General features: G+C 68.9%; 22 protein-coding genes. 13 read left to right on the forward strand and 9 right to left on the reverse strand.

Features of this window, described 5'->3' with window-relative positions; all coding sequences use genetic code 11:
• Positions 1-49: 49 nt before the first annotated feature.
• Entirely contained in the window at positions 50-958 is a 909-nt protein-coding gene (locus K883_RS07010) for an oxygenase MpaB family protein (RefSeq protein WP_008261717.1), read from the reverse strand.
• Positions 959-1,039: 81 nt separating this feature from the next.
• Between K883_RS07010 and K883_RS07015 the strand changes: the two genes are divergently transcribed.
• Positions 1,040-1,702 carry a TetR/AcrR family transcriptional regulator gene (locus K883_RS07015; protein WP_020823743.1) on the forward strand — a complete coding sequence of 221 codons (663 nt, stop codon included), beginning with the start codon at positions 1,040-1,042 and terminating at the stop codon, positions 1,700-1,702.
• A 4-nt stretch (positions 1,703-1,706) separates the two neighbouring features.
• On the opposite strand, the gene K883_RS07020 is transcribed toward K883_RS07015, so the two are convergent.
• The 4 genes from K883_RS07020 to K883_RS07035 form a co-directional block, all read right to left on the reverse strand.
• Positions 1,707-3,062, reverse strand: coding sequence for a WS/DGAT/MGAT family O-acyltransferase (locus K883_RS07020; RefSeq protein ID WP_020823744.1), 1,356 nt, complete (start codon positions 3,060-3,062; stop codon positions 1,707-1,709).
• 2 nt (positions 3,063-3,064) lie between these two features.
• Positions 3,065-4,540 (reverse strand): condensation domain-containing protein, encoded by a 1,476-nt coding sequence (locus K883_RS07025; protein WP_020823745.1) that lies wholly within the window; start codon positions 4,538-4,540, stop codon positions 3,065-3,067.
• Positions 4,541-4,943: 403 nt separating this feature from the next.
• A complete protein-coding gene (locus tag K883_RS07030; protein ID WP_003874010.1) occupies positions 4,944-5,492 on the reverse strand; it encodes a hypothetical protein in 549 nt (182 codons plus the stop codon).
• A gap of 36 nt (positions 5,493-5,528) precedes the next feature.
• Positions 5,529-6,110: a VOC family protein gene (locus tag K883_RS07035; protein ID WP_008261724.1), complete on the reverse strand. Its 582-nt coding sequence runs from the start codon at positions 6,108-6,110 to the stop codon at positions 5,529-5,531.
• 96 nt (positions 6,111-6,206) lie between these two features.
• On the opposite strand from K883_RS07035, the gene K883_RS07040 reads away from it, so the two are divergent.
• From K883_RS07040 to K883_RS07055, 4 genes are all read left to right on the forward strand, one after another.
• A complete protein-coding gene (locus K883_RS07040; RefSeq protein WP_003874012.1) occupies positions 6,207-6,857 on the forward strand; it encodes a TetR/AcrR family transcriptional regulator in 651 nt (216 codons plus the stop codon).
• A 1-nt stretch (position 6,858) separates the two neighbouring features.
• Complete coding sequence (locus K883_RS07045; RefSeq protein ID WP_036454119.1) at positions 6,859-7,989, forward strand: alpha/beta hydrolase; 1,131 nt, start codon at positions 6,859-6,861, stop codon at positions 7,987-7,989.
• Positions 7,990-8,105: 116 nt separating this feature from the next.
• A complete protein-coding gene (locus K883_RS07050) occupies positions 8,106-10,307 on the forward strand; it encodes an acyl-CoA dehydrogenase (RefSeq protein ID WP_020823748.1) in 2,202 nt (733 codons plus the stop codon).
• Between the two features lie 993 nt (positions 10,308-11,300).
• A complete protein-coding gene (locus K883_RS07055; RefSeq protein WP_008261730.1) occupies positions 11,301-11,663 on the forward strand; it encodes a hypothetical protein in 363 nt (120 codons plus the stop codon).
• A gap of 3 nt (positions 11,664-11,666) precedes the next feature.
• On the opposite strand, the gene fadD2 is transcribed toward K883_RS07055, so the two are convergent.
• Positions 11,667-13,355, reverse strand: coding sequence for a long-chain-fatty-acid--CoA ligase FadD2 (gene fadD2 / locus K883_RS07060; RefSeq protein ID WP_036455303.1), 1,689 nt, complete (start codon positions 13,353-13,355; stop codon positions 11,667-11,669).
• Between the two features lie 57 nt (positions 13,356-13,412).
• Here fadD2 and K883_RS07065 point away from each other — a divergent pair, with 57 nt between their 5' ends.
• A complete protein-coding gene (locus tag K883_RS07065; RefSeq protein WP_020823750.1) occupies positions 13,413-14,681 on the forward strand; it encodes a DNA polymerase domain-containing protein in 1,269 nt (422 codons plus the stop codon).
• On the opposite strand, the gene K883_RS07070 is transcribed toward K883_RS07065, so the two are convergent.
• Positions 14,682-16,073, reverse strand: coding sequence for a NarK family nitrate/nitrite MFS transporter (locus K883_RS07070; RefSeq protein ID WP_020823751.1), 1,392 nt, complete (start codon positions 16,071-16,073; stop codon positions 14,682-14,684). It lies immediately after the preceding gene.
• Between the two features lie 181 nt (positions 16,074-16,254).
• On the opposite strand from K883_RS07070, the gene K883_RS07075 reads away from it, so the two are divergent.
• The 7 genes from K883_RS07075 (at position 16,255) to K883_RS07105 (ending at position 23,198) form a co-directional block, all read left to right on the forward strand.
• The gene (locus K883_RS07075) at positions 16,255-17,259 is read left to right on the forward strand and encodes an ABC transporter substrate-binding protein (protein WP_036454121.1); all 1,005 of its coding nucleotides are present in this window, start codon (positions 16,255-16,257) and stop codon (positions 17,257-17,259) included.
• A gap of 113 nt (positions 17,260-17,372) precedes the next feature.
• Positions 17,373-18,047 (forward strand): 5-oxoprolinase subunit B family protein, encoded by a 675-nt coding sequence (locus K883_RS07080; RefSeq protein ID WP_020823754.1) that lies wholly within the window; start codon positions 17,373-17,375, stop codon positions 18,045-18,047.
• 33 nt (positions 18,048-18,080) lie between these two features.
• A complete protein-coding gene (locus K883_RS07085; protein WP_020823755.1) occupies positions 18,081-18,998 on the forward strand; it encodes a 5-oxoprolinase/urea amidolyase family protein in 918 nt (305 codons plus the stop codon).
• 277 nt (positions 18,999-19,275) lie between these two features.
• On the forward strand, positions 19,276-20,721 hold the full coding sequence (locus K883_RS07090) for an MFS transporter (RefSeq protein WP_179945049.1): 1,446 nt from the start codon (positions 19,276-19,278) through the stop codon (positions 20,719-20,721).
• A gap of 89 nt (positions 20,722-20,810) precedes the next feature.
• Positions 20,811-21,962, forward strand: a complete 1,152-nt coding sequence (locus K883_RS07095; RefSeq protein ID WP_094081142.1) for a uroporphyrinogen-III synthase — start codon at positions 20,811-20,813, stop codon at positions 21,960-21,962.
• A complete protein-coding gene (locus K883_RS07100; protein ID WP_020823758.1) occupies positions 21,953-22,714 on the forward strand; it encodes a sirohydrochlorin chelatase in 762 nt (253 codons plus the stop codon). Before K883_RS07095 ends, K883_RS07100 begins: the two co-directional genes overlap by 10 nt.
• 31 nt (positions 22,715-22,745) lie before the next feature.
• Positions 22,746-23,198: a TetR/AcrR family transcriptional regulator gene (locus K883_RS07105; RefSeq protein WP_008261746.1), complete on the forward strand. Its 453-nt coding sequence runs from the start codon at positions 22,746-22,748 to the stop codon at positions 23,196-23,198.
• 12 nt (positions 23,199-23,210) lie between these two features.
• Here the strand turns inward: K883_RS07105 and nirD are convergent, their stop codons facing one another.
• On the reverse strand, positions 23,211-23,579 hold the full coding sequence (gene nirD / locus K883_RS07110; protein WP_020823759.1) for a nitrite reductase small subunit NirD: 369 nt from the start codon (positions 23,577-23,579) through the stop codon (positions 23,211-23,213).
• Positions 23,576-26,170, reverse strand: a complete 2,595-nt coding sequence (gene nirB / locus K883_RS07115; protein ID WP_081914354.1) for a nitrite reductase large subunit NirB — start codon at positions 26,168-26,170, stop codon at positions 23,576-23,578. The genes nirD and nirB overlap by 4 nt, the downstream gene beginning before the upstream one ends.
• Between the last annotated feature and the right edge of the window lie 34 nt (positions 26,171-26,204).

Raw genomic sequence — 26,204 nt, forward strand, 5'->3', positions numbered from 1 at the left:
AATATGATTGTCGTTATCAACTTGGCGGGAGCCGTCCCGCCGCGGGCCGCTACACCAGCGGCCGCCCCTTCTTGATCCGGCGGTCCAGGTCGTGCAGCAAGACGTTGAACGGGAACTGCCGAATGAACCGCGGCAGATACCGGTTCACCGTGGCCAGCACGGCGATCAGCCTGTCGAAGCGCCGCTGCTTGGTCGCGTCCCAGGGCAGCCGCATCTCGTCGCGGAACCGTTGCGGCAGGAAGCCCGTCGTGATCATCAGCGCGAAGCCCTCGGAGAGCCGCTGGATGGGACCGGGCAGCTTCACGCCCCGGATGCGGTTGGCGGCGATCGGGTACAGGTATTCCCGCACCGCGTCGTCGATGTGCACCTTGGCCAGCGACTCTTCCCAGTAACGGTCGAACGCCGCCCGGTCGGCCGGCCACATCTTCGGCGGCACCTGCAAGGTCGTGGCCAGCGCCATGCCCTCGCGGTAGTGGCGCTCGGCGTCTTCGCCGTCGAGCTCACCGATGAACATCCGGTAGATGTCGAGGCCGCCCTTGTACAGGCAGGCCCCCACCCAGAGCTGCAGCGCGGGATCAAAGGCGTTGTAGGACACCGGGCTTTCCGGCGTCGAGTAGACCTGCGCGTGGGCCTTGTTCACGGCCCGGCGGAAGGCGGCCTTCTGGGCCTCGCTGCCGTTGGTCGCCACGGCCAGGTAGGTGAACGTGGTGCGGGCCCGCTTGAACGGGTGCAGGTCGACCCGGCCGCTTTCGACGCGGCTTTCCATGACGCCGTAGCCCACACCCGGCTGCGCCAGTTGCATGATCACGTTCGCCGGACCGGCCAGCAGGGCGACGCCCATCAGGCCCTCGTCGATGCCCAGCGTCCGCCCGCGCCTGCGCCGCTGGGGGCGCGGCGGGTCGGTGGCCCCGCGCTCGACGTGCCCGATCGGTGCCTGCACCGACTGGTGAATTGCCATCGTCAGATCCTCCCGCAGCGCGGCCGCTAATGTGCGAACGCTTGTTTCCTGATATTGTCGCGCCGCGGCGTTAGTGTCAAGATGGTCCGCATGAGCGACACGTCCAGCGCGCGGCCGTATCGCGGGGTGGAGGCCGCCGAACGCCTGGCCACCCGCCGTAACCGGCTCCTGGCCGCCGGCCTGGACCTGCTCGGCGATCAGCGGCCGGACATCTCGGCGGTCACCGTCCGCGGGGTGTGCCGCCGCGCCGGGCTGGCGGCCCGGTACTTCTACGAGAGCTTCACCGACAAGGACGAATTCGTCTCCTGCGTCTTCGACTGGGTGGTCGCCGAGCTGGCCGCCACCACGCAGGCCGCGGTCGCCACGGTGCCCGCCGACGAGCAGACCCGCGCGGGCATCGCCAACATCGTGCGGACCATCACCGACGACGCCCGCGTCGGCCGCCTGTTGTTCAGCACGCAGCTGGCCGACCCCGTGGTGGTGCGCAAACGCGCCGAGTCCAGCGCCCTGTTCGCGATGCTGTCCGGCCAGCACGTCGGCAACGCGCTTCAGGTGCCGGCAAACGATCGCATCAAGGCCGCAGCGCACTTCGTGGTCGGCGGGGTCGGGCAGACCATCAGCGCCTGGCTGGCCGGTGACGTCCGGCTCGAACCGGGTGAGCTCGTCGATCACCTGGCCGCCCTGCTCGACAAGCTTGCCGAGCCAAACCTCTACCGGCTCACCGAAACACGGGCCGAGGCCTAGCGCCTCACACCGGGCAGACCGTGTGCCAGCCCGTTGTGGCGGCCAGCGAGAAGTCGCTCAGCGTCTTGGAAAGCGCTTGTCGCAGACCCTCGTTCGAATTGTGGCGGCCCAATTCGTAGGCGAGGACCGAGATGAAGACCCGGCCGTGGACCCGCCCCGACAGCAACGCCAGGGCCCCGTTGGTGCGGTGCATCGTCGCGGCGGTCACGCCCGGGTACACCGACTTCATGGCGAAGTAGTCGGCGTCCGTGCCGTCCGGCCGGTTGGCGGCCGGGTCGAGCGCGCCGAGATTGGACGACACCACGGTCGCCGCGCCGCCGGTGACCACGCTGAGCAACCGCCGAAACACCGGCTTCGGGATCAGCGGGACGAGGGGCAGCAGCGCCCACCGCTCGTCGGGCTCGTCGTGATGGCGAACCAGCGCCCGCTTGATGGCGGCGCGGATCTCGCGCAGGTCCGTGGTGATCGCCGCGGCCCCCAGCGTGACGTCGACGTTCGTGACCGCGTTGGCGCGCGTGTCGCTTGGGGCGCGCTCGTTGACGGGCATGCCGATGTTGACCGAGCCGTCGGGGGCCACCCGCCCCACCCGCTGGGCGAGGTGGGCCGCCAACCCGGCGAGCAGCGCGTTGCTGGTGCCGCCCAAGGCGGTTGCGCGCGCGTCCCAGTCGTCGGCGCTGACGAAGATCGTCTCCATCGGCAGGGCAATGCGGTCGTCGGGCGCGGCCGGCGGCGCGGGCCGCTTCCCGCGTGGCGGGGCGACGGCCGCGGTGCCGTCGCGGCCCTGCCGGAGCATCCGGGCCGCGGCGCCGACGGCGCGGCCGACATCGAGCGCGTCGTGCGCGGTTTGGCGCGCGTCCTCGCGCAGGGCTTGCCAGCGCCGCCGGTCTCCCGCGGCGGGCCAGCGGGTCCGGTTGCCGCGTCCCCGAGCCGCGTCGGCCAGGGCCTCGCACAGCCCGACGCCATCGGTGAGGCAGTGCGTGGTGACCAGGCTCACCACCGCGCCGCCGTCGGTCAGCGGGAGCATCGCCAAGTGCCATCCGGGCCCGCGCTCGGCGTCCGGCCGCTTGTGAGTCTGCTCGTCGAGCCACGCGTCGATGTCCTCGCGCTCCCGCGGCGGCGCGACGATCTCCAAGGGGGAGCACTCGGCGGCCGCCACCCAGCGATGACGGCCAAACGACAAGGCGGAGCGCTCGACTCGCCGCGACAGCCGCCCCCGGCCGAGGTGGCGGTGGAACTCACGCAGCCCACCGACGTCGACGGCGCGGTCGTACACCCAGACGCACTGCAGCAAGCTGGTGGCACCCGTCGCCCGCTCACCCAGGAAGAGTGTTTGGTCGGCCAGGTCCAGCACGTTGCTCATCGCTACGCCGCTTCGTGATCGTCCGTGTCCGGCGCCGGAGCGAATGTGTCGTCCGGGTTCACCTGGGGCGCAACCACAACCGGCTCGTCCCCGGTGGGCCTGGCGACACGCGCGAACACCTGGATCAGCGTCGCGATGTAGCGCAGCACCGACTCCCGCGCGATCGCGTTGTCCGGGAAGGACATCGTCACCGTGGTGTTCGCGGCCTGGCGGTTGATCCACATGTTCACCCCGCCGTGGGACAGGCTGTCGCCGTAAGTGCCGAATTTCGTCTCCGCCCACAACCCGTTGAGGGGGATCTTGCGGAAGTCGAGGAACGACAACATCATCGGCAGCTGCGTGGGCAGCTTGATGCCCAGTTCGTCCGGGGTGGCGAGCTCCAGCACCCGCTCGACCGGCACGTCGGCGAGGCGCTGAGCGTCGTCGAACGACTTCTGCGCCGTCCGGGCGGCCTGGGCGAACGTCTCGCCGGCGGTCGGCACCGTGATCGGAATCAGGCTGGCGAACCAGCCGACGGTCATCGAGTCGACGCCCGGTGTCCTGGTGTCCTTGGCCGTGAACCCGTGATAGGTCTTCTTGCCGGTCAATTCGTGCTCGGCCAGGCCCGTGCAGGCCAGCACTCCCCCGATGAACCGGGCGCCGGCCGCCACGCAGGCGGCGTCGAAAGACTCCGTGTCCTCGGCATTCATCAGCTCGACCGTCAACAGGTCGCCTCTGGTGCTGGACCACGTGTCACCAAGGGGCAGCGGGAAACTGGGCCAGTCGCCGTCGGTGTCGCGGGCGAACTCGATCCAGTCCTTGATCTCGGGCGACGAGAGCGTCAACGTCGCCGCCTTCTCGCGTTGGCGCGCAACGTAGTCGCGGTAACTGCGGATCTCCGGTAGGCCGGCGGGCTGGTGCCCGATCTGCGCGAGTTCCTGATACGTCAGGTGGACATCGAGGAAGATGAGGGCGGCCGACAAGCCGTCGATGTGCAGGTGGTCGACGCTCGCGTAGAACGTGAAATAGTCGGCGTGCTGGACGATTCCGTAGGTGAAGCAGCCCCACTCGAGGGTGTCCGGGGTGGTGGTCAAGGCATGGGCGCGGACTTGGTCCGCGGTCTTGTGCCCCAGCGCCACGGGGACGAACTCGATCGCTTCGGGATCGTCGATCACCCGGCGCACGAACGTGCCGTTGTCGTACTCGAACCAGTTGTGATAGGTGTCCTGGCGGCGAACGTGGGCGTTGATCGTCGCCGTCATCGCCGCAATGTCACAGGTGCCGGGGATGTCCCACGCGACGATCATCAGACGGGGCAGCTGGCGGTTCATGGCCTTGCCTTGGTAGGAGGCCCAGAGGTGCTGATTCTGTTGGTAACTCGGCGCCAGGTCGCTTCGCCGTGCGGCGCGGGCCGCTTCGCGTGCGGCGGGTGCGGCCATCCACATGGTGACCGGGCCGTGCGGCGGGTGCCATTCGTTGATATTTCCGAGTGCGACCATTTCCTCGAGTCCTTGTGCTGTGAGACGACGACGTTTGCGGGGCGGTCTGGGGGTGCTGGAAGTGCGGTTGGCGCTTGGCTTTTCGAGGATCGTCGATGTGTGTCGCGCTTGAAATTGTCCGACGGACTTTCGCCTGTGTTGGTGAACTACCCCGCCGCTCATACCCCTATGTCGCTGCTGTGGACGCTAGCTGACGCAGGCGAAGATTTCGCGGTTTTGTCAAGACTCGAATTCCGCCGCGAGATCGCCGGCGGTGCAGTAATCTTTTCCCCCTCAACGGCCCTGGCCACGCCGGGCGGGGTCGATTCGCGGCGACTTATCGCCGATTCGGCCCGCTACGCCCGCAACTCGGGATACAGTTGTCCGGCCCTCGAGCCGGTGCGCGGGCCAAACCCGCACCGCCTCACGGGAACAGCGGCAGCTCCCAGAGGCGCATGCCGGGACGCAGCAGCCACAAACGCATCATGGTGAGCCGCAGGATGCGCATGGCGCTGAAGATCATGAAGATCGCCAGCGGCACCTCGATCAGCAGCGCGGTGATCACCGACAGCCACACGTCCTTGGGGCCCGCGGTCATGAGATCGAACCACGCGTCGCAGATCAGCAGCACCCCGGTGGTGAACGCGGCGAGCACCAGCAGCTGGCGGCGCAGATACCCCAGCGCGGCCGTCGTCAGCATGAAGGCGACCAGCAGCACATCGAAGCCGATCCAGGTGACCGGCCAATTGTGGGCGACGTACTTCTCGGGCAGCGTCATCGCCAGGTATCCCAGCCAGGGAACCATCGCGATGGAACCGCCGATCATCAGACTCAGCCGGACGCGGCGCACGCGGTCCAGGAAGTCCGGGTCGATGACCTCGCCGAGGGGCCGCTCCAGCCGGGAGATGAGGTCGCGGCGCTGCCCGGGGGTAAGCGCGGCGATCTGTTCGTCGGTCAAAATGCCGTCGGTCATACCTAGCATTCTCCGACTCGCGGAGCAGCGGCGCGATCAGCGACCGGCGCCCACCGGGGGTCGGCGGTCCGCGGCGGTCTTGGGCACGGCCTTCGCGTCGCCGCTTTCGAATTCCTTCACCCAACAGGCGAACTCGAGGGTAATGCCGTCGGGATCCTGGAAATAGAACGAGCGCACATAGACGCCGGGATGCACGGTCGCCGAGACCTGCATGGGGCTCTCGTCGTGGTTGAGCACCGGCCCGACCCGCACCCCTTTGTCCTTGAGTCGCTGGCGGTAGGCGTCGAACTTCTCGGCCGGCACGTGGAAGGCCAGGTGGTTCATCGTGCTGACCGCGCTGGTGATGTCGCCGATGCCGGGGATGGCGCCCGGCGACGAAATGCCCGGCACCCGGTCGGGGGCGTCGGCGAACCAGAAGAAGGCGACGCAGTCGCCGTTGCCGGCGTCGAAGAAGAAGTGCTGGCCCGCCCCGCCGGGCAGATCGAGCGACTTGATCAGCGGCATGCCCAGGATGTTGCTGTAGAAGTCGACGGTTTTGGCCATGTCCGAGCACACCAGCGCGACGTGATTGATCCCGCCGAGTTCGAATTCCGCGTTGGTGTTGTGCGGCTTGATCATCGTGCGGCTCCCCTCGGTTCCCGGCTCGATGAGCCTGGCCAAGATCCGAATCTGAATCTAACATCAGATTCAGTTTTGGCCCAGGGAGGTGCGCAGGTGTCCACCGCGGCATCCCCTGCTGACCGGAGCGGGCCACCCGCGGAGCTGCCCACGCATCGCGGCAGGCGGACGCAGGCCGCGATCGATCTGGCCGCCCGGACGGTCATCGCGCGCAAAGGTGTCCTGGCCACGACCATCGCCGACATCGCCGCGGAGGCCGGCCGCTCGGCGGCGTCCTTCTACAACTACTACGAGTCCAAAGAGGCGATGGTGCGCCAATGGGCGCTGCGCTTCCGCGACGAGGCCAACCAGCGCGCGCTGTCGGTGACCCAGCACGGGTTGACCGATCGCGAGCGCGCGTACGGGGCGGCCGCCGCGCACTGGCACACCTACCGCAACCGGCTCGCCGAGGTGATCAGCGTGTCACAGCTGGCGATGATCAACGACGACTTCGCCCAGTACTGGGCCGAAATCTGCTCGATACCAATATCTTTCATCGCCGAATCGGTCCGCCGCGCACAGGCCGAGGGCCGTTGCCGCGACGACGACCCGCAGCTGATCGCGGAGGCGATCGTGGCGATGTTCAACCAGTTCTGCTACGTCCAGCTCGGTTCGGCACGTTGCGGGGAACCCGACGACGAGGCCTGCATCCAAACCCTGGCCAACATCTATTACCGGGCCATCTACGCCACTGAGGGGGACCGCTGAATTGACTCGTCGTACCGGTGCCGGAGTCATCCGCGAATTCGTCGGACTGCCGTCGCCTACGGCCGGGCGCGCCGGCGCCGGCGGGCACCCCTGCCAGGGTTTGTATCACCGGGGGGTGGGACGCAAGCCCAAGGTGGCGATGATCGCCGCGCACTACCAGATCGACTTCTCCGAGCACTATCTCGCCGATTACATGGCCACTCGCGGCATCGGATTCCTCGGCTGGAACACCAGGTTCCGCGGCTTCGAAAGCAGCTTTCTGCTCGACCACGCGCTGGTGGACATCGGGGTCGGAGTGCGCTGGCTGCGCGAGGTGCAGGGCGTGGATACCGTTGTGCTGCTGGGCAACTCGGGCGGAGGGTCGTTGATGGCCGCCTACCAGTCCCAGGCCGTCGAGCCGAACGTGACCCCGCTGGAAGGCATGCGCCCGGCGGCCGGGGTGACCGAGTTGCCGCCCGCCGACGGCTACGTGGCCACCGCCGCCCATCCCGGGCGACCCGAAGTGCTCACCGCCTGGATGGACGCCGCCGTCGTCGACGAGAACGATCCCGTGGCCACCGACGCCGACCTCGACCTGTTCAACGGGCGCAATGGGCCGCCCTACACCGCGGAGTTCCTCGCGCGGTACCGCAGCGCGCAGGTCGCGCGCAATCACGCCATCACCGACTGGGCCGAAAGAGAGCTCAAACGCGTTCGCGCGGCAGGGTTTTCCGATCGCCCGTTTTCGGTGATGCGCACCTGGGCCGACCCGCGCATGGTCGATCCCGGCATCGAGCCGACCAAACGGCAGCCCAACATGTGCTACGCGGGCGTCCCGGCCAAGGCGAACCGCTCGGCGCACGGCATCGCGGCGGCGTGCACGCTGCGCAACTGGCTGGGCATGTGGAGCCTGCGGGTGGCCCAGACCCGGGCCGAGCCGCACCTGGCCCGGGTCCGGTGTCCGGCCCTGGTGATCAACGCCGACGCCGACACCGGCGTGTTTCCCTCTGACGCGCAACGCATCTTCGACGCCCTCGCCGGCGCGGACAAGACCCGGGCCTCGGTGGACGCCGATCACTACTTCACCACCCCCGGGGCCCGCAGCGAGCAGGCCGACATCATCGCCGGGTGGATCGGCAAGCGGTGGCGCTAGCGGTGGTGGCGACCAGCCGCGCCTCGTCACGAGCCCGTGTCGTCAACCAACCGACTGGTTGTTAGCTTGGAAGGTACTTGGCCGAGACGGCGTCCTGCAGCAACGGAAGGCGACCAATGCCGATCGCGATAAATCCCGAGCATCAAGAACTGGCCGATTCCGTGCGGGCGCTGGTGGCGCGCATCGCCCCGTCCGAGACGCTGCACGAGGCGATGGAGACGCCGGTCCAGAACCCGCCGCCGTACTGGCAGGCCGCGGCCGAGCAGGGCCTGCAGGGCGTCCACTTGGCGGAATCCGTCGGCGGGCAGGGCTTCGGCGTCCTCGAGTTGGCCATCGTGCTCGCGGAATTCGGTTACGGGGCGGTGCCGGGCCCCTTCGTGCCGTCCGCGATCGCCAGCGCGTTGATCTCCGCGCACGACCCGGACGCCAAGGTGCTCGCCGGGTTGGCGTCCGGCGCCGAGATCGGCGCCTACGGCCTGAATTGCTGCGCGCTGACCGCCACCCGGCAGGGCAATTCGCTGGTGATCCGCGGCGAGCTGCGCGCGGTCCCCGCCGCCGCGCAGGCCTCGCTGCTGGTGCTCCCCGTTGCGATCGACAGCGGCGAGGCGTGGGTGGTGCTGCGCGCCGACCAGCTCGAGATCGAGCCGGTGAAGAGCCTGGACCCGTTGCGGCCCATCGCCGACGTGCGGGCCAACGCCGTGGAGGTCGGCGACGACGTCGTCTTGACGAACCTGAGCATGGGCACCGCGCACGCGCTGATGACGACGCTGCTGTCCGCCGAGGCCATCGGCGTGGCGCGCTGGGCGACCGACACCGCGTCGAGCTACGCCAAGATCCGCGAGCAGTTCGGCAGGCCGATCGGCCAATTCCAGGCCATCAAGCACAAGTGCGCCGAGATGATCGCCGACACCGAGCGGGCCACCGCGGCGGTGTGGGATGCCGCCCGCGCGATCGACGAGGCCCGCGAAAACCGTTGGGACACCGCGGGTTCCCACGTCGACTTCGCCTCCGCCGTGGCGGCGACACTGGCGCCGGCGGCCGCCCAACGGTGCGCGCAGGATTGCATCCAGGTGCATGGCGGGATCGGGTTCACCTGGGAGCACGACACGAACGTGTACTACCGCCGGGCGCTGATGTTGGCCGCCTCCTTCGGCCGCAGCTCGGACTACCCGCAGAAGGTGGTCGACACCGCGACCACCACCGGGATGCGCGCGGTGGACATCGACCTCGATCCCGAGACCGAGAAGCTGCGGGCGGAGATCCGGGCCGAAGTGGCGGCACTCAAGGAGATCGAGCGCGAGCAACGCAAGGTCGCCATCGCCGAGGGCGGCTGGGTGCTGCCGTACCTGCCCAAGCCGTGGGGCCGGGCGGCCGGGCCGGTGGAGCAGATCATCATCGCGCAGGAGTTCGCCTCCGGGCGGGTCAAGCGGCCCCAGACCGGCATCGCCACCTGGATCGTCCCGTCGATCGTGGCGTTCGGCACCGAGGAGCAAAAGCAGCGGTTCCTGCCGCCGACCTTCCGCGGCGAGATGATCTGGTGTCAGCTGTTTTCCGAGCCGGGCGCCGGTTCGGATCTGGCCGGCCTGTCCACGAAGGCCACCCGGACCGACGGGGGCTGGCGCATTACCGGCCAGAAGATCTGGACGACCGCCGCGCAGTTCTCGCAGTGGGGCGCGCTGCTCGCGCGGACGGATCCCAGCGCGCCGAAGCACAGCGGCATCACGTACTTCCTGCTGGACATGAAGAGCGAGGGCGTCGACGTCAAGCCGCTGCGCGAGCTCACCGGCAACGCGATGTTCAACACCGTCTACATCGACGACGTGTTCGTGCCCGACGAGTGCGTGCTCGGTGAGGTGAACCGGGGCTGGGAGGTCAGCCGAAACACCCTGACCGCGGAGCGGGTGTCGATCGGCAGCAGCGAGGCGAACTTCCTGGCCACGCTGTCGCAGTTCGTCGAGTTCGTTCGTGACGGGCAGTTCGATCAGGTCGCGCAGCACCGCGCCGGTCAGCTGATTGCCGAGGGCCACGCGGCCAAGGTGCTGAACCTGCGTTCCACGCTGCTGACGCTGGCCGGCGGGGACGCGATGCCGTCGGCGGCGATCTCCAAGCTGCTGTCGATGCGCACCGGCCAGGGTTACGCCGAGTTCGCGGTCTCGTCCTTCGGGACCGACGCCGCGATCGGCGACACCGACCAACTGCCCGGCAAATGGGGCGAGTACCTGCTGGCCAGCCGGGCGACCACCATCTACGGCGGGACGTCCGAGGTGCAGCTGAACATCATCGCCGAGCGGTTGTTGGGCCTGCCGCGCGATCCGTAACCGGGCGCAGAAATGGGCCATGCCGGCCTGACTGAGTCAAGCCGGCATGGTTCCCCCCATACGCGAGCCGTCCATCCCGAGGGTTGGCGTGTCGGTGATGGCCGGCTACCGCGCGGAGATGGTGGTCACCACCACCAGTTCCACCAGTGCTGGGGCTTCCAGTAGCCGGGCCCGTGGCCCCAGCCACCGTGCCCCCAGCCACCGTGACCCCAATTGCCATGTCCCCGACCATCATGGCCACCCCATCCACGGCCACCGGGGCGGTCGGGAATGAGGCCCGGTCCGCTTTGCGGCCCGGCACTGGCGAAGCTTGTGGAGTGACTCGGCCCGGGGGCGGCCGAAGCCACGGGGGCGCCGCCGAAGAGCAGCGCGCCCGCCACGGCCCCGGCACCCACAACACCTACGGCCGCGCCACGTAACGATGCTGACGAGATCATCGAGGGCGCTCCTTTCGAAAGACTTTGAATCGATGCTTAAAACGCTAACCGGACATTTCTAAGCAAACAAGCGAATTCGGGGATTTTGGGGTGTGAATTGCGCAACAATGCCGTGTTGACGCGCGATCAAAGCTGCGATTATCCATTCATATTTACGCAATTCATTGATCCGCGAATACTGAGCGAGCGCGCGGAGGTTCCGGTTATCGCCGCAGTTAAATGGCGATATACTGATGTACTGTCCGGGCTTGACGTATTTACTGAAGTCCGAATATGCGCATTGTCAGATCCACTGATTCGATCCCGAATTACCGACCGCGACTCGCCGGATGGCCGCAATCCCGGCGCCCGTCTTACCGACGTCAGCTATTTCTCAAATTTGCTCTTTCGCCTGCATCCGGCGTCGCGGAGCCGCGCGTAAATCCATCGGCGTCCCACCCGGGCCCTCCGCGGCCCGGCGACGCGACTTAGGGTGGCGTCGGTGAGAGAATCAGTATTGACACATAGGCGACGAGCGCTGATTTACTGATCCGCACTCACGGAGGAAGACACCGAAGTGAACTTCAAGCCCAGTCCCAACGGACCCAGCGCCGGATCCTTTCGCGCCCCCACCCCGGCGGGCGGCCCCGCCGGAGACGCCGCGCCGACCGAGCGCCTCAGCCTCGGGCAGCCCCGCGGCCAGCGCATCGCCAGCGAGCCGTCGGCCAACCAGGCGGGGCGCACCCAGCGGACCCGCCGGACCGTCGACCTGGCGGCCGCCACTCACCGGGCCCTCGACATCTGGCAGCGCGAGGCGGCCGATCGGCTCGGCGTCGCCCGCGTGACCGGGCAGGAGGTGCTCACCGCGCTGATCGACCAACTCCTGGTCGACCCGAAGCTCACGGCCCAGATCACCCGGGCCATCAAAGAACGCCGCTGAGGCTTATTCGATCTCCATTTCGCGCAGCTCGCGCTTGAGGATCTTGCCGGTGGGGTTGCGCGGCAGCTCGTCGAGGAAGATGACCTCGCGCGGCACCTTGTAGCGGGCCAGGTGATCGCGCACGTAGTGCTTGACGGTGTCCTCGTCGAGGTCCGCGCCGTCCTTCTTCACCACGAAGGCGCGCAGGCGGTGGCCCCACTCCTTGTCGTCGACGCCGATCGCGGTGGCCTCCACGACGTCGGGGTGCCCGGTGATGAGGTCCTCGACCTCGGCCGGGAAGACGTTCTCGCCGCCGGAGACGATCATCTCGTCGTCACGCCCGCTGATGTAGAGCAGGCCGTTCTCGTCGAAGTAGCCGACGTCGCCCGACGACAACAGGCCGTCGATGATCTGCTTCTTGCCCCCGCCCGTGTAGCCCTCGAACGGGAAGGCGTTGCCGACGAAGATGCGGCCGACCTCGCCCTGCGGCAGCTCCTTGCCGTTGTCGTCGTAGATCTTGACGCGCACGCCCTTGACGACCGGCCCGACGGTCGACGAGTTGTACTGCAGGTGCTTGGGTTCGGCGATGGTCGCAAAGGCGATCTCGGTCGAGCCGTACATGTTGTAGATCACCGGGCCGAGGTCCTTGAGCGAGCGCTCCGCCAGGTCGGCCCCCAGCGCCGATCCCGACACGAACACGATCTTCAGGCTGGACAGGTCGGGCTTGGAGTCCATCTTCTCGACCGCTTCGAGGATCCGCGACAACATCACCGGGACGACGACCATCGCGGTCACCTTGTACTTCTCGATGTCCTGCAGCACCAGCGGCGGCTTGAACTTGCGGCGCAGCACCAGCGTCGAGCCCAGGAACATCGCGATCGTGCCGTGCAGATAACCCAGCGCGTGGAACATCGGCGCCGGCAGCGACGTCACCTCGCCGGCCTTGAACGGGACGTGCGACAGGATTCCGCCGACCGGAGCCAGCGTCGGCGGGGTGCTGCGGTTCGCGCCCTTCGGGGTGCCGGTCGTCCCGCTGGTCAGGATGATGATCGAGGCGTGCCTGTCCGCCTTGGGGGCGGGCTCCTTGCTGCTGCGCTCGATCAGGTCGGCCAGCGTCTCGTCGGTGCTGCCGGACGGCTCGTCACTATCCGGGTTGGTCCCCAGCGCCCGCAGCTTGCCCAGCTCCGGTGAGGCCTTGCTGACGGCCTTGGTGTACTCGTCGTCGTAGATGATCAGCTTGGCGCCCTCGCGCTCGGACACCTCTTTGATCTGCGGACCCGAGAATTCGCTGTTGAGCAGGATGATGCGCGCGCCGACCCGCGCGGCGCCGTAGTTGGCGATCAGGAACCAGCGGGTGTTGCGGGCCAGGATGGCGACGCCGTCGCCGCCCTTGACGCCCTTCTCGATCAGCCCGTTGGCCACCGCGTGCGCCGCCTCGTCGAGTTCGCGGTAGGAGAATTCGCCCTCTTCGTCGATGCACGCCGCGCGGTCGGGATGGCGCCGCGCGTTGAGGGCGGGCAGCATGCCGAACTCGCCCCACTTGTAGATGTCGGCCGCCATCGCGGCGTAGTTCTGCGGTGGCTCGATCCGGAACGCGCCCGACTCGAAGATTTTGCGCACGTAGTGCAGTTCGGCGGAGCCGCGCTCGACGTACTGGTGCAGTTTTGCTACCGCTTTGGAGGCCTGGCCGGGCAGGCCGAGGAGGTTAGGCATGGAATCCACCATATGTGACGTCCGTCTCAGCACGGCCAGAAATTCTGGCGAATTAACATGAACCGCATGACCCGTCCGGTTTTGCTGGAGGTGGCCGGGCGCGAGGTCACCGTCACCCATCCGGACAAGGTCGTGTTCCCCCGCGCGGACGGCCACAAAACATCGGGCCCCTACACCAAGCTCGACCTGGTCCGCTATTACCTGTCCGTGGCCGACGGCGCGCTGCGCGGCGTGGCCGGGCGCCCCATGATCCTGAAGCGCTTCGTCAAGGGCATCACCGAAGAGGCGGTGTTCCAGAAGCGCGCGCCGGCGAAACGGCCGGACTGGGTCGACGTCGCCGAACTCCGTTACGCGCGAGGCACTTCCGCGGCGGAGGCCGTCATCCGCGACGCCGCCGGGCTGGCCTGGGCGATCAACCTGGGCTGTGTCGACCTGAATCCGCACCCGGTGCTCGCCGACGACCTCGATCACCCCGACGAACTGCGCGTCGACCTCGATCCGATGCCCGGGGTCTCCTGGCGGCGCATCGTGGACGTCGCCCTGGTGGCGCGCGAGGTGCTCGAGGACTACGGCCTGACCCCGTGGCCGAAGACGTCGGGGTCGCGCGGCTTCCACATCTACGCCCGCATCGCCCGGCGCTGGGAGTTCCGCCAGGTGCGCCTGGCCGCGCAGACAGTCGCCCGGGAGGTGGAGCGGCGCGTGCCCGAGGCGGCGACCAGCCGGTGGTGGAAGGAAGAACGCGAGGGGGTGTTCGTCGACTTCAACCAAAACGCGAAGGACCGCACGGTCGCCTCGGCCTATTCGGTGCGGGCGACGCCCGACGCCCGGGTCTCGACCCCGCTGCACTGGGACGAGGTCGCCGGGTGCCGGCCCGAGGCGTTCACCATCGATACCGTGCCCGCGCGGTTCGCCGAGATCGGTGACCCCTGGGAGGGAATGGACGACGCGGTCGGTGACCTCGACCGGTTGCTGGTGCTGGCCGAGGAGATGGGGCCTCCCGAGCGGGCGCCCAAAGGGTCGGGCAAGCGCGACAAGGGCACCGGCGGGCGGCGTCAATCCTCGATGCCCCTGATCGAGATCGCCCGCACCAAGACCAAGGACGAGGCGATGGCGGCGCTGGACACCTGGCGCGACCGCCATCCGGCGGCGGCCGAGCGGCTGCAGCCGGTCGACGTCCTCGTCGACGGCATGCGCGGGCCCAGCTCGATCTGGTACCGGATCCGGATCAACCTGCAACACGTTCCCGAGGACCAGCGGCCGCCGCAGGAGGAGCTGATCGCCGACTACAGCCCCTGGGCCAACTACGGCGGCAAGCAGCAGCCCTAACTAGATCCCGACCCGGGTTATCGCGTTGTGCCTGCGCAGGTAGCAGTACCAGGTGACGCCCAGCAGGGCGAGGAAGAACGCGATGTAGAAGCGCAGCGCCGGCTCGATGCTGCCGAACTCCGATTTCGACCAGGCGTAGGCCAGCGGCACGATGAAGCCGCCGAAGGCGCCCACCGCGGAGATGACGCCCAGCGCGCCGGCGGCCTGGCGCCGCATCTGCACCATGGTGTCCGGATCGCCGCCGGCCAGCTCGCCCTTGATCTTGAAGATCCGCGAAATCATCCGGTAGGTCGAGCCATTGCCGATGCCGGTGGCGACGAACAAGAACATGAAGCTGGCGAAGAACGCCGGCAGGTTGACCGCCCGCACCGACCACAGCGCGGCCGCCGCCCCGAGGGCCAACAGCGCGAAACTGGCGGCGGTGATGCGCGCGCCGCCTATCCGGTCGGCCAGCTTGCCGCCGAGGGGCCGGATCACCGATCCGATGCCGGCGCCGAGGAAGGCCCAGGTCAGCGCGATGTCGCCGCGGCCGAACACCGTCTTTAGCAGGGTCGGGAAGGCGGCCGAGTAGCCGATGAAGGACCCGAACGTGCCGATGTAGAGCAGCGACATGACCCAGGTGTCGGGGTGGCGCAGCGACTGCCACACCGGCTTCACGTCGGCCTTCGCCTCGCTCAGGTTGTTCATGAACAGGAACGCGCACACGGCGGCCACGACGGCCAGCGGCACGTAAAACAGTCCGGCGCGGGCCAGGGCCACCCCGCCGCCGGCGACGACGACGGGCGGGATGATCTTCTGGACGACGGCGACGCCGACGTTGCCGCCGGCCGCGTTCAGGCCCAGCGCCCAGCCCTTGTCCTTCTCCGGGTAGAAGAAGGAGATGTTGGCCATCGACGAGGCGAAGTTGCCGCCGCCGAAGCCGGCGGTCGCCGCGACCGCCACCAGGACCGCGAACGGGATGCCGGGATGGCTCACCGCCCAGGCCAGCAGCAGGCACGGGATCAGCAGCAGCGCCGCCGAGATGGTCGTCCAGTTGCGGCCGCCGAAGATCGGCACCGCGAAGGTGTACGGCAGCCGCAGGAAGGCGCCCACCCCGCTGGGGACGGCGACCAGGCACAGCGCCTGGCTGGGGGTCAGCGCCCAGCCGGACGCGGCGGGCAGCCCGTGCGCGCCCGCGGTCATCTGCACCACGACGATGCTCCACAGCATCCACACGCTGAACCCGACGTGCTCGGCGAAGATCGAGAAGATCAGGTTGCGGCGGGCGATCGGCTTGCCGGTCGCCTCCCAGAACTCCGGGTCTTCGGGTCGCCAGTCGTCGATCCAGTGCCGTCCGGCAGGACGCTCGCGCGTCGGCGCGGGCTGCGATGCCGGGCTGAGGGTCGTGGTCATCTGGTGGGACTCCCTTGTGGGTAGGCGCGGGCGGTGACCACTTGACGCTAGAGAGGCACTGTTACCGGTCCGGGTGTGCACAGTTACGCGGGCGATACGCAGAAATCGCAACGGGGCCGGCGCGTTTGTCAGAACTCTGCAACGCGAGCCGCCGGGTGGCGGAACGCGATACTCTCACGCGATGCGACAGGGATGGAATCGACGGGGATTCTTGCAGCTCGCAGGGGCTTCCGGCGTCGCCGCGATCGCCGGGTCCTCGGCGCTTTCGGCGGGGTGTTCGTCGAACAAACCGGCTCCGGGTGCCACCCCGGGCTCGGTGACGCTGACCCACCTGTTCGGTCAGACCGTCGTCAAGGAACCCCCCAAGCGCGTCGTCAGCGCCGGCTTCACCGAGCAGGACGACCTGCTCGCCGTCGGCGTGGTGCCGATCGCGGTCACCAACTGGTTCGGTGACCAGCCGTTCGCGGTCTGGCCATGGGCCGCGCCCAAACTCGGCGGGGCCCGTCCGGTGGTGCTGAACCTGGACAACGGCATCCCGGTCGACCAGATCGCGGGCCTGAAACCGGACCTGATCGTGGCCGTCAACGCCGGCCTCGACGCCGACACCTATCAGAAACTGTCCGCGATCGCCCCGACCGTCGCGCAATCCGGGGGCGACGCCTTCTTCGAACCGTGGAAGGAGCAGGCCGCCGCCGTCGGGCAGGCCGTGTTCCAGGCGGACCAGATGAAGTCGTTGATCGACGGTGTCGACCAGAAGTTCACCGACGTCGGCAAGAAGAACCCGCAGTGGACCGGCAAGAAGGCGCTGCTGATGCACGGCGCGCTGTGGCAGGGGACCGTCGTGGCCACCATGGCGGGCTGGCGCACGGATTTCCTGAACCAGATGGGGCTGGTCGTCGCCGACAGCATCAAACCGTTCGGCACCGATCAGCGCGCCGTCATCCCGCGCGATCACATCAAGTCCGTGCTCGATTCGGCCGACGTGGTGATCTGGACGACCCGCAACCCCGACGATCAGAAGGCCCTGCTGGCCGACCCCGAGGTGGCGGGGTCACTGACCACCGCGCAGAACCGCCACATCTTCACCTCCGCGGAGCAAGCCGGCGCGATCGCCTTCGCCTCACCGCTGAGCTACCCCCTCGTCGCCGACCAACTGCCCCCGCTGCTCACCAAAATCCTGGGCTAGCCGCTCGCGCGCATCCTGGCTGTTTGAGCGTTTGCTAAGGCAGCTCTGGCAGTGCTCGAAAATCCCGCCGCCGCCCCTCGCACGAGCCCCGATCCCGGGGTTACCGTCGAGTAATGAGCGTGACGGACCTTAGCGGCGACCTGGCCCACGAACTGCCGACCGAGCTGGCCGGCAACACCGTCCTGGACTACGGCGACCGGGCGCTGATGGTGCAATGTGGCAGTGCCGCAGAGGTTTTGGCGTGGACCGCCGCGCTGCGCTCCGAGCCCATCGCGGGCGTGGTCGATGTCGTGCCGGCCGCCCGCACCGTGCTGGTGAAGCTGGACGGCCCCCGCCGCCAGGGCGTCGTCCGCCGGAGGCTGCACGCGATGCGCGTCACCGCCACGCCACCGGCCCCGTCCGAGAGCGGCGCCGACGTGGTGATCGACGTGGTCTACGACGGCCCCGACCTCGCCGAGGTCGCCGGCCACACCGGGCTGACCATCCCGCAGGTGATCGACGCCCACACCGCCACCCTGTGGCGGGTCGGATTCAGCGGATTCGCACCCGGTTTCGCGTACCTGGTCGACGGCGACCCGCGCCTGCGGGTGCCCCGGCGTCCCGAGCCGCGGACCGCCGTGCCGGCCGGATCCGTCGCCCTCGCCGGGGAATTCAGCGCGATCTATCCCCGGCAGTCCCCCGGCGGGTGGCAACTCATCGGCCACACCGACGCGGTCCTGTGGGACCTGCAGCGCCCGGACCCTGCGTTGCTGATGCAAGGCATGTGGGTTCAGTTCCGGGCCGTCTAGCCCAACCGGGCCGCACCATTCAAGGAGGCAGTCGTGGCAGTCCTGGAGATCCTGCGCACCGGGCCGTTCGCCGTCGTCGAAGACCTCGGCCGGCCGGGACTGGCCCACCTCGGCGTCAGCCGGTCCGGGGCCGCCGACCGGCGCGCGCACAAACTGGCCAATCGGCTGGTGGCCAACCCCGACGACCGCGCCACCGTGGAGGTGACGTTCGGCGGGTTCGCGGCCAGGGTCCGGGGCAGCGACGTCGACATCGCGGTGACGGGCGCCGACACCGATCCGACCGTCGACGGAATCGAGTTCGGCACCAACAGCATTCAGCACCTGCGCGACGGCCAGGTGATCTCTTTGGGCGCCCCGCGGGCGGGGCTGCGAAGCTACGTCGCGGTCCGCGGCGGGATCTGCGTGGAGCCGGTGCTGGGCTCGCGCAGCTACGACGTCATGTCGGCCATCGGGCCCTCACCCCTGCGGGCCGGGGACCGGCTGCCGATCGGCGAGCACACCGCGGACTATCCCGAGTTGGACCAGGCGCCGGTGGCGGCCATCACCGGCGGCGTCGTCGAGCTGTCCGTGGTGCCCGGGCCGCGCGACGACTGGTTCCTCGACCCCGACGCGCTGGTGCGCACCGCTTGGGTGGCATCCGATCGCAGCGACCGGGTGGGGATGCGGCTGGTCGGCCGTCCCCTGCAATGCCTCCATCCGGACCGGCAGCTGCCCAGCGAAGGTGCCACCCGTGGCGCAATCCAGGTGCCGCCCAACGGTTTACCGGTGATCCTCGGTCCGGACCACCCCGTCACCGGTGGCTATCCGGTGGTGGGCGTGGTGATCGACGAGGACGTCGACAAGATCGCCCAGGTGCGGCCCGGCCAGTCGGTGCGGCTGCACTGGGCGCGGCCCCGTACCCCGGTCGGCGCCGTGGCCGGGGCCGGCGTCGCGAGTTGGCCGTTCGGCTAACGCAATTCCGGCGTTCGACTGTAGGACAGCTCACAAAGTCCGACGCCCCGGCGTGAGATCACTTGGCGGCGATCGGCATTCGCGCGCGCCGGCACCCTTCAGGGACTTACCAGATAACTGGTAATCAACTAACAGCCCATATCGGCCGATTCCGGTTGACCCGCTCGCGTCCTAGATGTGAGCATCGGAAACCTACGGCGGGGCATGCCCCTTCATGCGGGACGCCCACGCGCGTCGCCGGCCAGACCCCGAACTGCTTCCAAAGAGAGGGATCGGTATGCACGCACGCGCAGCGTCCATATGCCAACGCGCCCAGGTGATTTCGCCGCACCGCAACCATCGCATCGCGGACTGGAATCCCGAAGACGCGGCGGCCTGGGAGGCCGGGAACAAGAAGATCGCCCGGCGCAATCTGCTCGGCACCATCGCGGGTGACCACGTGGCCTTCTCGATCTGGACGCTGTGGCCCGTCATGGCGCTGTTCATGCCGGGCGCCGTCTACGGTTTCTCCGCGAGCGACAAGCTGCTGCTGGGCGCGGTGGCCACCCTGGTCGGTGGTTGCGCCCGGATCCCCTACACCCTGGGCATCGCCGCCTTCGGCGGTCGCAACTGGACGACGTTCTCGGCCTTCGTGCTGGTGATCCCGACGGCGGGCACGATCGCCCTGTTGGCCAACCCCGGCCTGCCCCTATGGCTCTTCGTGCTGTGCGCCGCGCTGACGGGGCTGGGCGGCGGCAACTACGCGGCCTCGCTGGCCAACGTTAACGCCTTCTACCCGCAGCGACTCAAGGGCGCCGCGATGGCGGTCAACGCCGGCGTCGCCAACCTCGGCGTCGCGGTGATCCAGCTGGTCGGCCTGCTGGTGCTGGCCACCGCCGGGCACCAGGCCCCGTACTGGGTGTGCGCGATCTACCTGGTCTTGCTCGTCGCCGTGGGGATCGCGGCCGCGTTGGTCATGGACAACGTCCACCACGGCACCCAGCTGCGCACCATGCGCTCGATCCTGTTCGAGCGCGACACCCACGTCATCTCGCTGCTCTACATCGCCACCTTCGGCTCCTGGATCGGGTTCTCCTTCGCCTTCGGGCAGGTGCTGCAGGTCCACTTCCTGGAAAGCGGGGAAACCGCCAAGCACGCCGCGCTGCACGCCGCCCAGGTCGCCTTCGTCGGTCCCCTGCTGGGCTCCGTGGCGCGCATCTACGGGGGCCGGCTGGCCGACCGCATCGGCGGCAGCCGCGTCACGCTTGGCGTCCTCGCCGGGATGACGCTGGCGGCCGCGCTGTTGGTCACCATCAGCGCCCTCGAGGACCAGCACGCCGTGGCGCGTTCCGTCAGCATGATCGGCTGCGTCGCCGGCTTCATGGTGCTGTTCGTCCTGTCCGGCATGGGAAACGGGTCGGTGTTCAAGCTGATCCCGACGGTCTACGAGGCCCGCAGTCGCGGGCTGGACATGAGCGAAGACGACCGTCGTCGTTGGGCGCGCGCGCAGTCGGGATCGCTGATCGGCATCTGCTCCGCGGTCGGCGCGTTCGGCGGCGTGGCAATCAACCTGGCGCTGCGGCAGTCCTACCTGAGCACCGGCACCGAAACGGCGGCGTATTGGGCGTTTTTGGCTTCCTACGTCGGCGCGGCGATCATGACCTGGATGGTCTACGTCCGGCGTCCCGTCTCGGTCCCGGGCCGCTCCGGGGCGCGGGCGGAAGCCGAGGCCGCCCGTGTGTGAGCGGACTCGCAACACGGGCAATGCCACAGCAATTGCCCGGTAACGCAACCGAAATGTCGCAGGCATACACACTTCATATGGCCCCCCAACTGGCCCCTTTAGACTCCGCGCCGCTGACCGGCTACCGGATCGCCGTGACCTCGGCGAACCGGGCCGAAGAGCTGTGCGCGTTGCTGCGCCGCAACGGCGCGGAGGTATCCAGCGCCGCGGCCATCAACCTCATCGCGCTGCCCGAAGACGAAGAACTGCAGCGCCACACCGAAGCGGTCATCGCCGAGCCTCCCGATATCTTGGTGGCGCACACCGGCATCGGCTTCCGCGGCTGGGTCGCCGCGGCCGACGGCTGGGGACTGGCCACCCAGCTGCTGGCGTCCCTGTCCCGGGCGCGGATCGTGGCCCGCGGGCCGAAGGCGACCGGCGCCTTGCGCGCCGCCGGACTGCACGAGGAGTGGTCGCCTAAGTCCGAATCGTCGAGCGAGGTCCTGCGCTACCTGCTCGAATCGGATGTCGCCGGAAAGCGGGTCGCGGTCCAGCTGCACGGCGCGGCCGACACCTGGGACCCGTTCCCGGAATTCCTCAACGGGTTGCGGTCCGCGGGCGCCCAGGTGGTCCCCATCCACGTATATCGCTGGAAACCAACGCCGGCCGGCGGCGACTTCGACCAACTCGTCACCTCGGTCGCCCGGCGGCAGTTCGACGCGGTGACCTTCACCTCGGCGCCCGCGGGCGCGGCGCTGCTGGAGCGCAGCCGCGAGTTGGGCGTCGAAGAGCAACTGCTGCAAGCACTTCGCAGCGACGTGCACGCGATGTGCGTGGGCCCGGTCACCGCGCAGCCCCTGCTCCGCGCCGGGGTCCCCACGTCGTCGCCCGAGCGAATGCGGTTGGGGGCGTTGGCCCGTCACATCGCCCAGGAGCTCCCGACCCTTCGCTCGACCACCATCCGGGCGGCCGGCCACGAGATGGAGATCCGCGGGACCTGCGTGCTGGTCGACGGTTCGCCGCGGTCCCTGTCGGGATCGGGAATGGCGACGCTGCGCGCGCTGGCGGAGCGCCCCGGCGAGGTCGTCGCGCGCAACGACCTGTTGCGGGTGCTTCCCGGCAACAGCAACGATCCCCACGCCGTCGACACGGCCGTGCTGCGGCTGCGAACGGCGCTGGGCGACAAGAACATCATCGCGACGGTGGTCAAGCGTGGCTACCGGCTCGCGATCGACCATCCGGACGAATCCCCATGGCACTGATCCTGGTGGCGCACGGCACCCGCAGGCCCGGCGGCGTGGCGATGGTCGAAGACCTTGCGGCACAGGTGAGTACGCTCGTCCGCAGCCCGGTCGACGTGGCGTTCGTCGACGTGGTGGGACCCACCCCCAGCGAGGTGCTGGCCACAGCGAAGGCCGCCGGCCGGCCGGCCATCGTGGTGCCGGCGTTCCTGTCGCGCGGATATCACGTCCGGGTCGACCTGCCCGCCCACGTCGCGATCAGCGGTCATCCGAACGTGACCGTCACCCCCGCGCTGGGCCCGAGCGGGCAGGTCGCGCGGATCGTCGGCGATCAGCTGCTGAAATGCGGTTGGCGGCCGGGCGATTCGGTGATTCTGGCGGCCGCGGGAACCTCGGACGACAAGGCCCGCGCCGACCTGCACACCACGGCGACGTTGTTGTCGGCGCTCACCGGATCGCGGGTGAGCCTGGCGTTCGCTGCCACCGGGGACCCGCAACTGCACGAGTCGGTCGACCGGGCGAGGCGCCGCGGTGGACGCGTCGTGGTCGCCTCCTACCTGTTGGCCGACGGCCTGTTCCAACAACGGCTGCACGACTGCGGCGCCGATCTGGTCAGTCAACCGCTGGGCACCCATCCCGGCCTGGCCCGCCTGATCGCGAACCGATTCCGCCGCGCCCTGCCGCCCGCCCTGGCCGCCACCGCCCGGCATGCGTCGCGTCGATCGGCCCCCCAACAGGTCACCCACGCGCGCGCGTTACGGCCAATTCCTTGATCTTTGGGCTCGAACCGGCGATCCTGGCACCATGCCCCGTCGCGAAGAGCCGTCGCGTGGCATCCTTGATCCGGTCGCCAAGGCGCTGCGTTTGCCGTTCGGCACACCGGAATTCATCGACCGGCTCGTCACCGGAGGGGTCAATCAAATCGGCCGCCGGACCCTGACGATGCTGATCACCACCTGGGATGCCGCCGGGGGTGGGCCGTTCGCGGCCAGCGCAGTCGCGTCCACGGGCATGGCCAAGACCGCCGAAATCGTCCAAAGCAATTTCGTGGGCCCGGTCTTCGGCCCGCTGCTGAAAATCCTCGGCGCCGACAAGGCGGCTACGCGGGCCTCGTTGTGCGCCTCCCAGCTCGTGGGCCTGGGCATCATGCGCTACGGCATCCGCTCCGAGCCGCTGCACTCGATGTCGGTGGACGCGCTGGTCGACGCGATCGGTCCGACGATGCAGCGCTACCTGGTCGGCGACATCACCCGGTGAGCGGTCGCGCGCTCAGGCCGCCCGGGCGTCGGCGTCGCGGGCGATCTGCACGAAGCCGTCGGCGGTGATCCGCACCGGGTACACCGGCACCGAAACGCTCGGATCGTCCAGGCAGGAACCGTCTTCGAGCGAGAACGCCTGCTTGAGGATGGGCGACTGAACCGTGACGCGGCCGCCGCGGTCGCCGACGATGCCGCGGGACAGCACGGCCGCCCCGGAGAACGGGTCGACGTTGCCCACCGCGTGCACGGACCCGTCGTCGAGCCGGAACAACGCGGCCTGGGAACCGTCGTCGAGCAGCACGCCGACGCCGCGGCCGGGAATGAGGTGGTCGTACGCGCACGCGCTCGTCCACACGGCAAGGTCGTTGAGAAGCGTCATGATACCTTCCTCGTTCCTTCGGAGTTGTGCTCGCGGACCGTCGGCATGCCAATGGACACAGGGATTTTGCGCCCGGCGTGCTCGGTGAACGTCACCGTCGAATCGACGGCGTCGGGGGCGTTGACGAACGACACGAAGCGCGAGAGCTTGTCCGGGTCGTCGAGCACCCCCTTCCATTCGCACTTGTAGTTGCGCACGTGCCGCTCCATTGCGGCCTCGAATTCGGCTGCCAGGCCCAGCGAGTCCTCGCAGACGACCTCGCGCACGTGGTCCAGACCGCCGTCGAGCGACTCGACCCACGGCGCGGTGCGCTGCAGCCGGTCGGCCGTGCGGATGTAGTACATGACGAACCGATCGACGTACCGGACCAGCGTCTCGGTGTCGAGGTCGCTGACCAGCAGCTGCGCGTGCTTGGGGGTCATCCCGCCGTTGCCGCCGACGTAGAGGTTCCAGCCCTTTTCGGTGGCGATGACGCCGACGTCCTTGGAGCGGGCTTCGGCGCACTCCCGCGCGCAACCCGAGACGCCCATCTTGATCTTGTGCGGCGCCCGCAGGCCGCGGTAGCGCAGTTCGAGGTCGATGGCCAGCTGCACCGAATCCTGCTGCCCGTAACGGCACCAGTCGGTGCCCACACAGCTCTTCACCGTGCGCAGCGCCTTGCCGTACGCGTGCCCGGATTCCATGCCGCCGTCGACCAGGCGCTTCCAGATCTCGGGCAGTTGGTCCACCCGCGCGCCGAACAGGTCGATGCGCTGGCCCCCGGTGATCTTGGTGTAAAGGCCGAAGTCCTGGGCGATCTGGCCGATCAGGATCAGGTGCTCGGGCTTGATGTCGCCGCCGGGGACCCGCGGCACCACCGAGTAGCTGCCGTTCTTCTGGATGTTGGCCAGGAAGTGGTCGTTGGAGTCCTGCAGCGAGGCCTGCTCGCCCTCGAGGATGTGGTCCGAGCCGGTGGACGCCAGGATCGAGGCGACCACGGGTTTGCAGATGTCGCAACCCTTTCCGCGGCCGAAGCGCTCCAGCAGTCCGGAGAAGGTCCGCAGCTCGGTGGCGGAGATGATCTCGAAAAGCTCGGCGCGCGACTGGCTGAAGTGCTCGCACAAAGCCTTGGACTGCTCGACGCCCTCGGCTTCGAGCAGCTGCTTGAGCAGCGGCACGCACGACCCGCACGACGTCCCGGCCGAGGTGCACGACTTCAGCGAGGGCACGTCGGCGCAGCCGTCGGCGATCGCGCACTTCAGATCGCCCTTGGTGACGTTGTTGCACGAGCAGATCTGGGCCGAATCCGGCAGCGCCCCAATGCCCAACGCCTCGCCGCCGCCGGATTGGGCCGGCGCGATCAGCGCGAGCGGATCCCCGGGCAGCTCGCTGCCGACCATCGGCCGCAGCACCCCGTAGGAGGAGGCGTCGCCGACCAGGACGCCCCCGAGCAGGGTCTTGGCGTCGTCGGAGAGCACCAGCTTCGCGTACGTCCGGTTCACCGCGTCGTTGATGGCGACCTCGAGGCAGTTCTCGGTGACGCCCATCGCGTCACCGAAGCTGGCGACGTCGACGCCCAGCAGCTTCAGCTTCGTGGACAGGTCCGCCTCGCCGAACTCCGCGACGCCATCCAGCAGGCGGTCGGCCACCACCTCGGCCGAGGTGTAGCCCGGACCCACCAGGCCGTAGCACCGGCCGCCGATCGCGGCGACCTCGCCGATCGCGTAGATGTCGGGATCGCTTGTCCGGCAGGACACGTCGGTGAGCACACCGCCGCGCTCGGCGCGCGTCAGCCCGGCGGCGACCGCCAGTTCGTCGCGCGGCCGGATCCCGGCCGCGAAGATCACCAGGCCGGCGTCGACCACCTGGCCGTCGGTCAGGCGCACCCGCGCCGACGTCGACCCGTCCGGGTGGTCGACCGATTCGATCGACTCGGTGCCGGTGCCGACATGCACGGAGATGCCCAGGTCCCCGACCATCCGGGCCAGCAGCGCGCCGCCGGCCTCGTCGATCTGCTGGGCCATCAGTCGCGGCATCATCTCGATGACGTGGGTCCGCAACCCGAACTGGCGCAGCGCATTTGCGGCCTCCAGCCCCAGCAGGCCGCCACCGATGACCACGCCCGCGGTCGCGTGTGAGCTTTGCGCCGCGCGCTGGGCATCGGCGCGGATGGCGTCGAGGTCGTCGAGCGTGCGGTACACGTGGCAGGCGGGCAGGTCGTGGCCGGGCACCGGCGGCACGAACGCGTAGGAGCCGGTCGCCAGGACCAGGGTGTCGTAGTCGTGGCGCTGACCGTCGGCGGTGAGCACCGACTTTGTCGCGCGGTCGATTTCGGTGACCCGCTGGTTCAGCACCAGCCGGACCCGGTCGTCGCCCGCGTACTCGTTGCCGGGCAGCGCGAGCAGCTTGCGGTCCCAGCTCTCGGTGTAGGAGGTCAGCCCCACGCGGTCATAGGCGGCGTCGGTCTCCTCAGCGAAAACCGTTATGCGCCAACGGCCCTCGGTGTCGCGGGCGCGGAGCGCCTCGACGAACCGGTGGCCCACCATGCCATGTCCGACTACGATGATGTGACGCGGCGCACAGCTTGCGCGCGAAATCCCGTCTGCAGACATGGCTTTGAGAGTAACGGCCAGAAATTACGTCTTT

The sequence above is a fragment of the Mycobacterium sp. TKK-01-0059 genome (assembly GCF_000709305.1).
In the GTDB taxonomy this organism is placed as follows: Bacteria; Actinomycetota; Actinomycetes; order Mycobacteriales; family Mycobacteriaceae; genus Mycobacterium; species Mycobacterium intracellulare.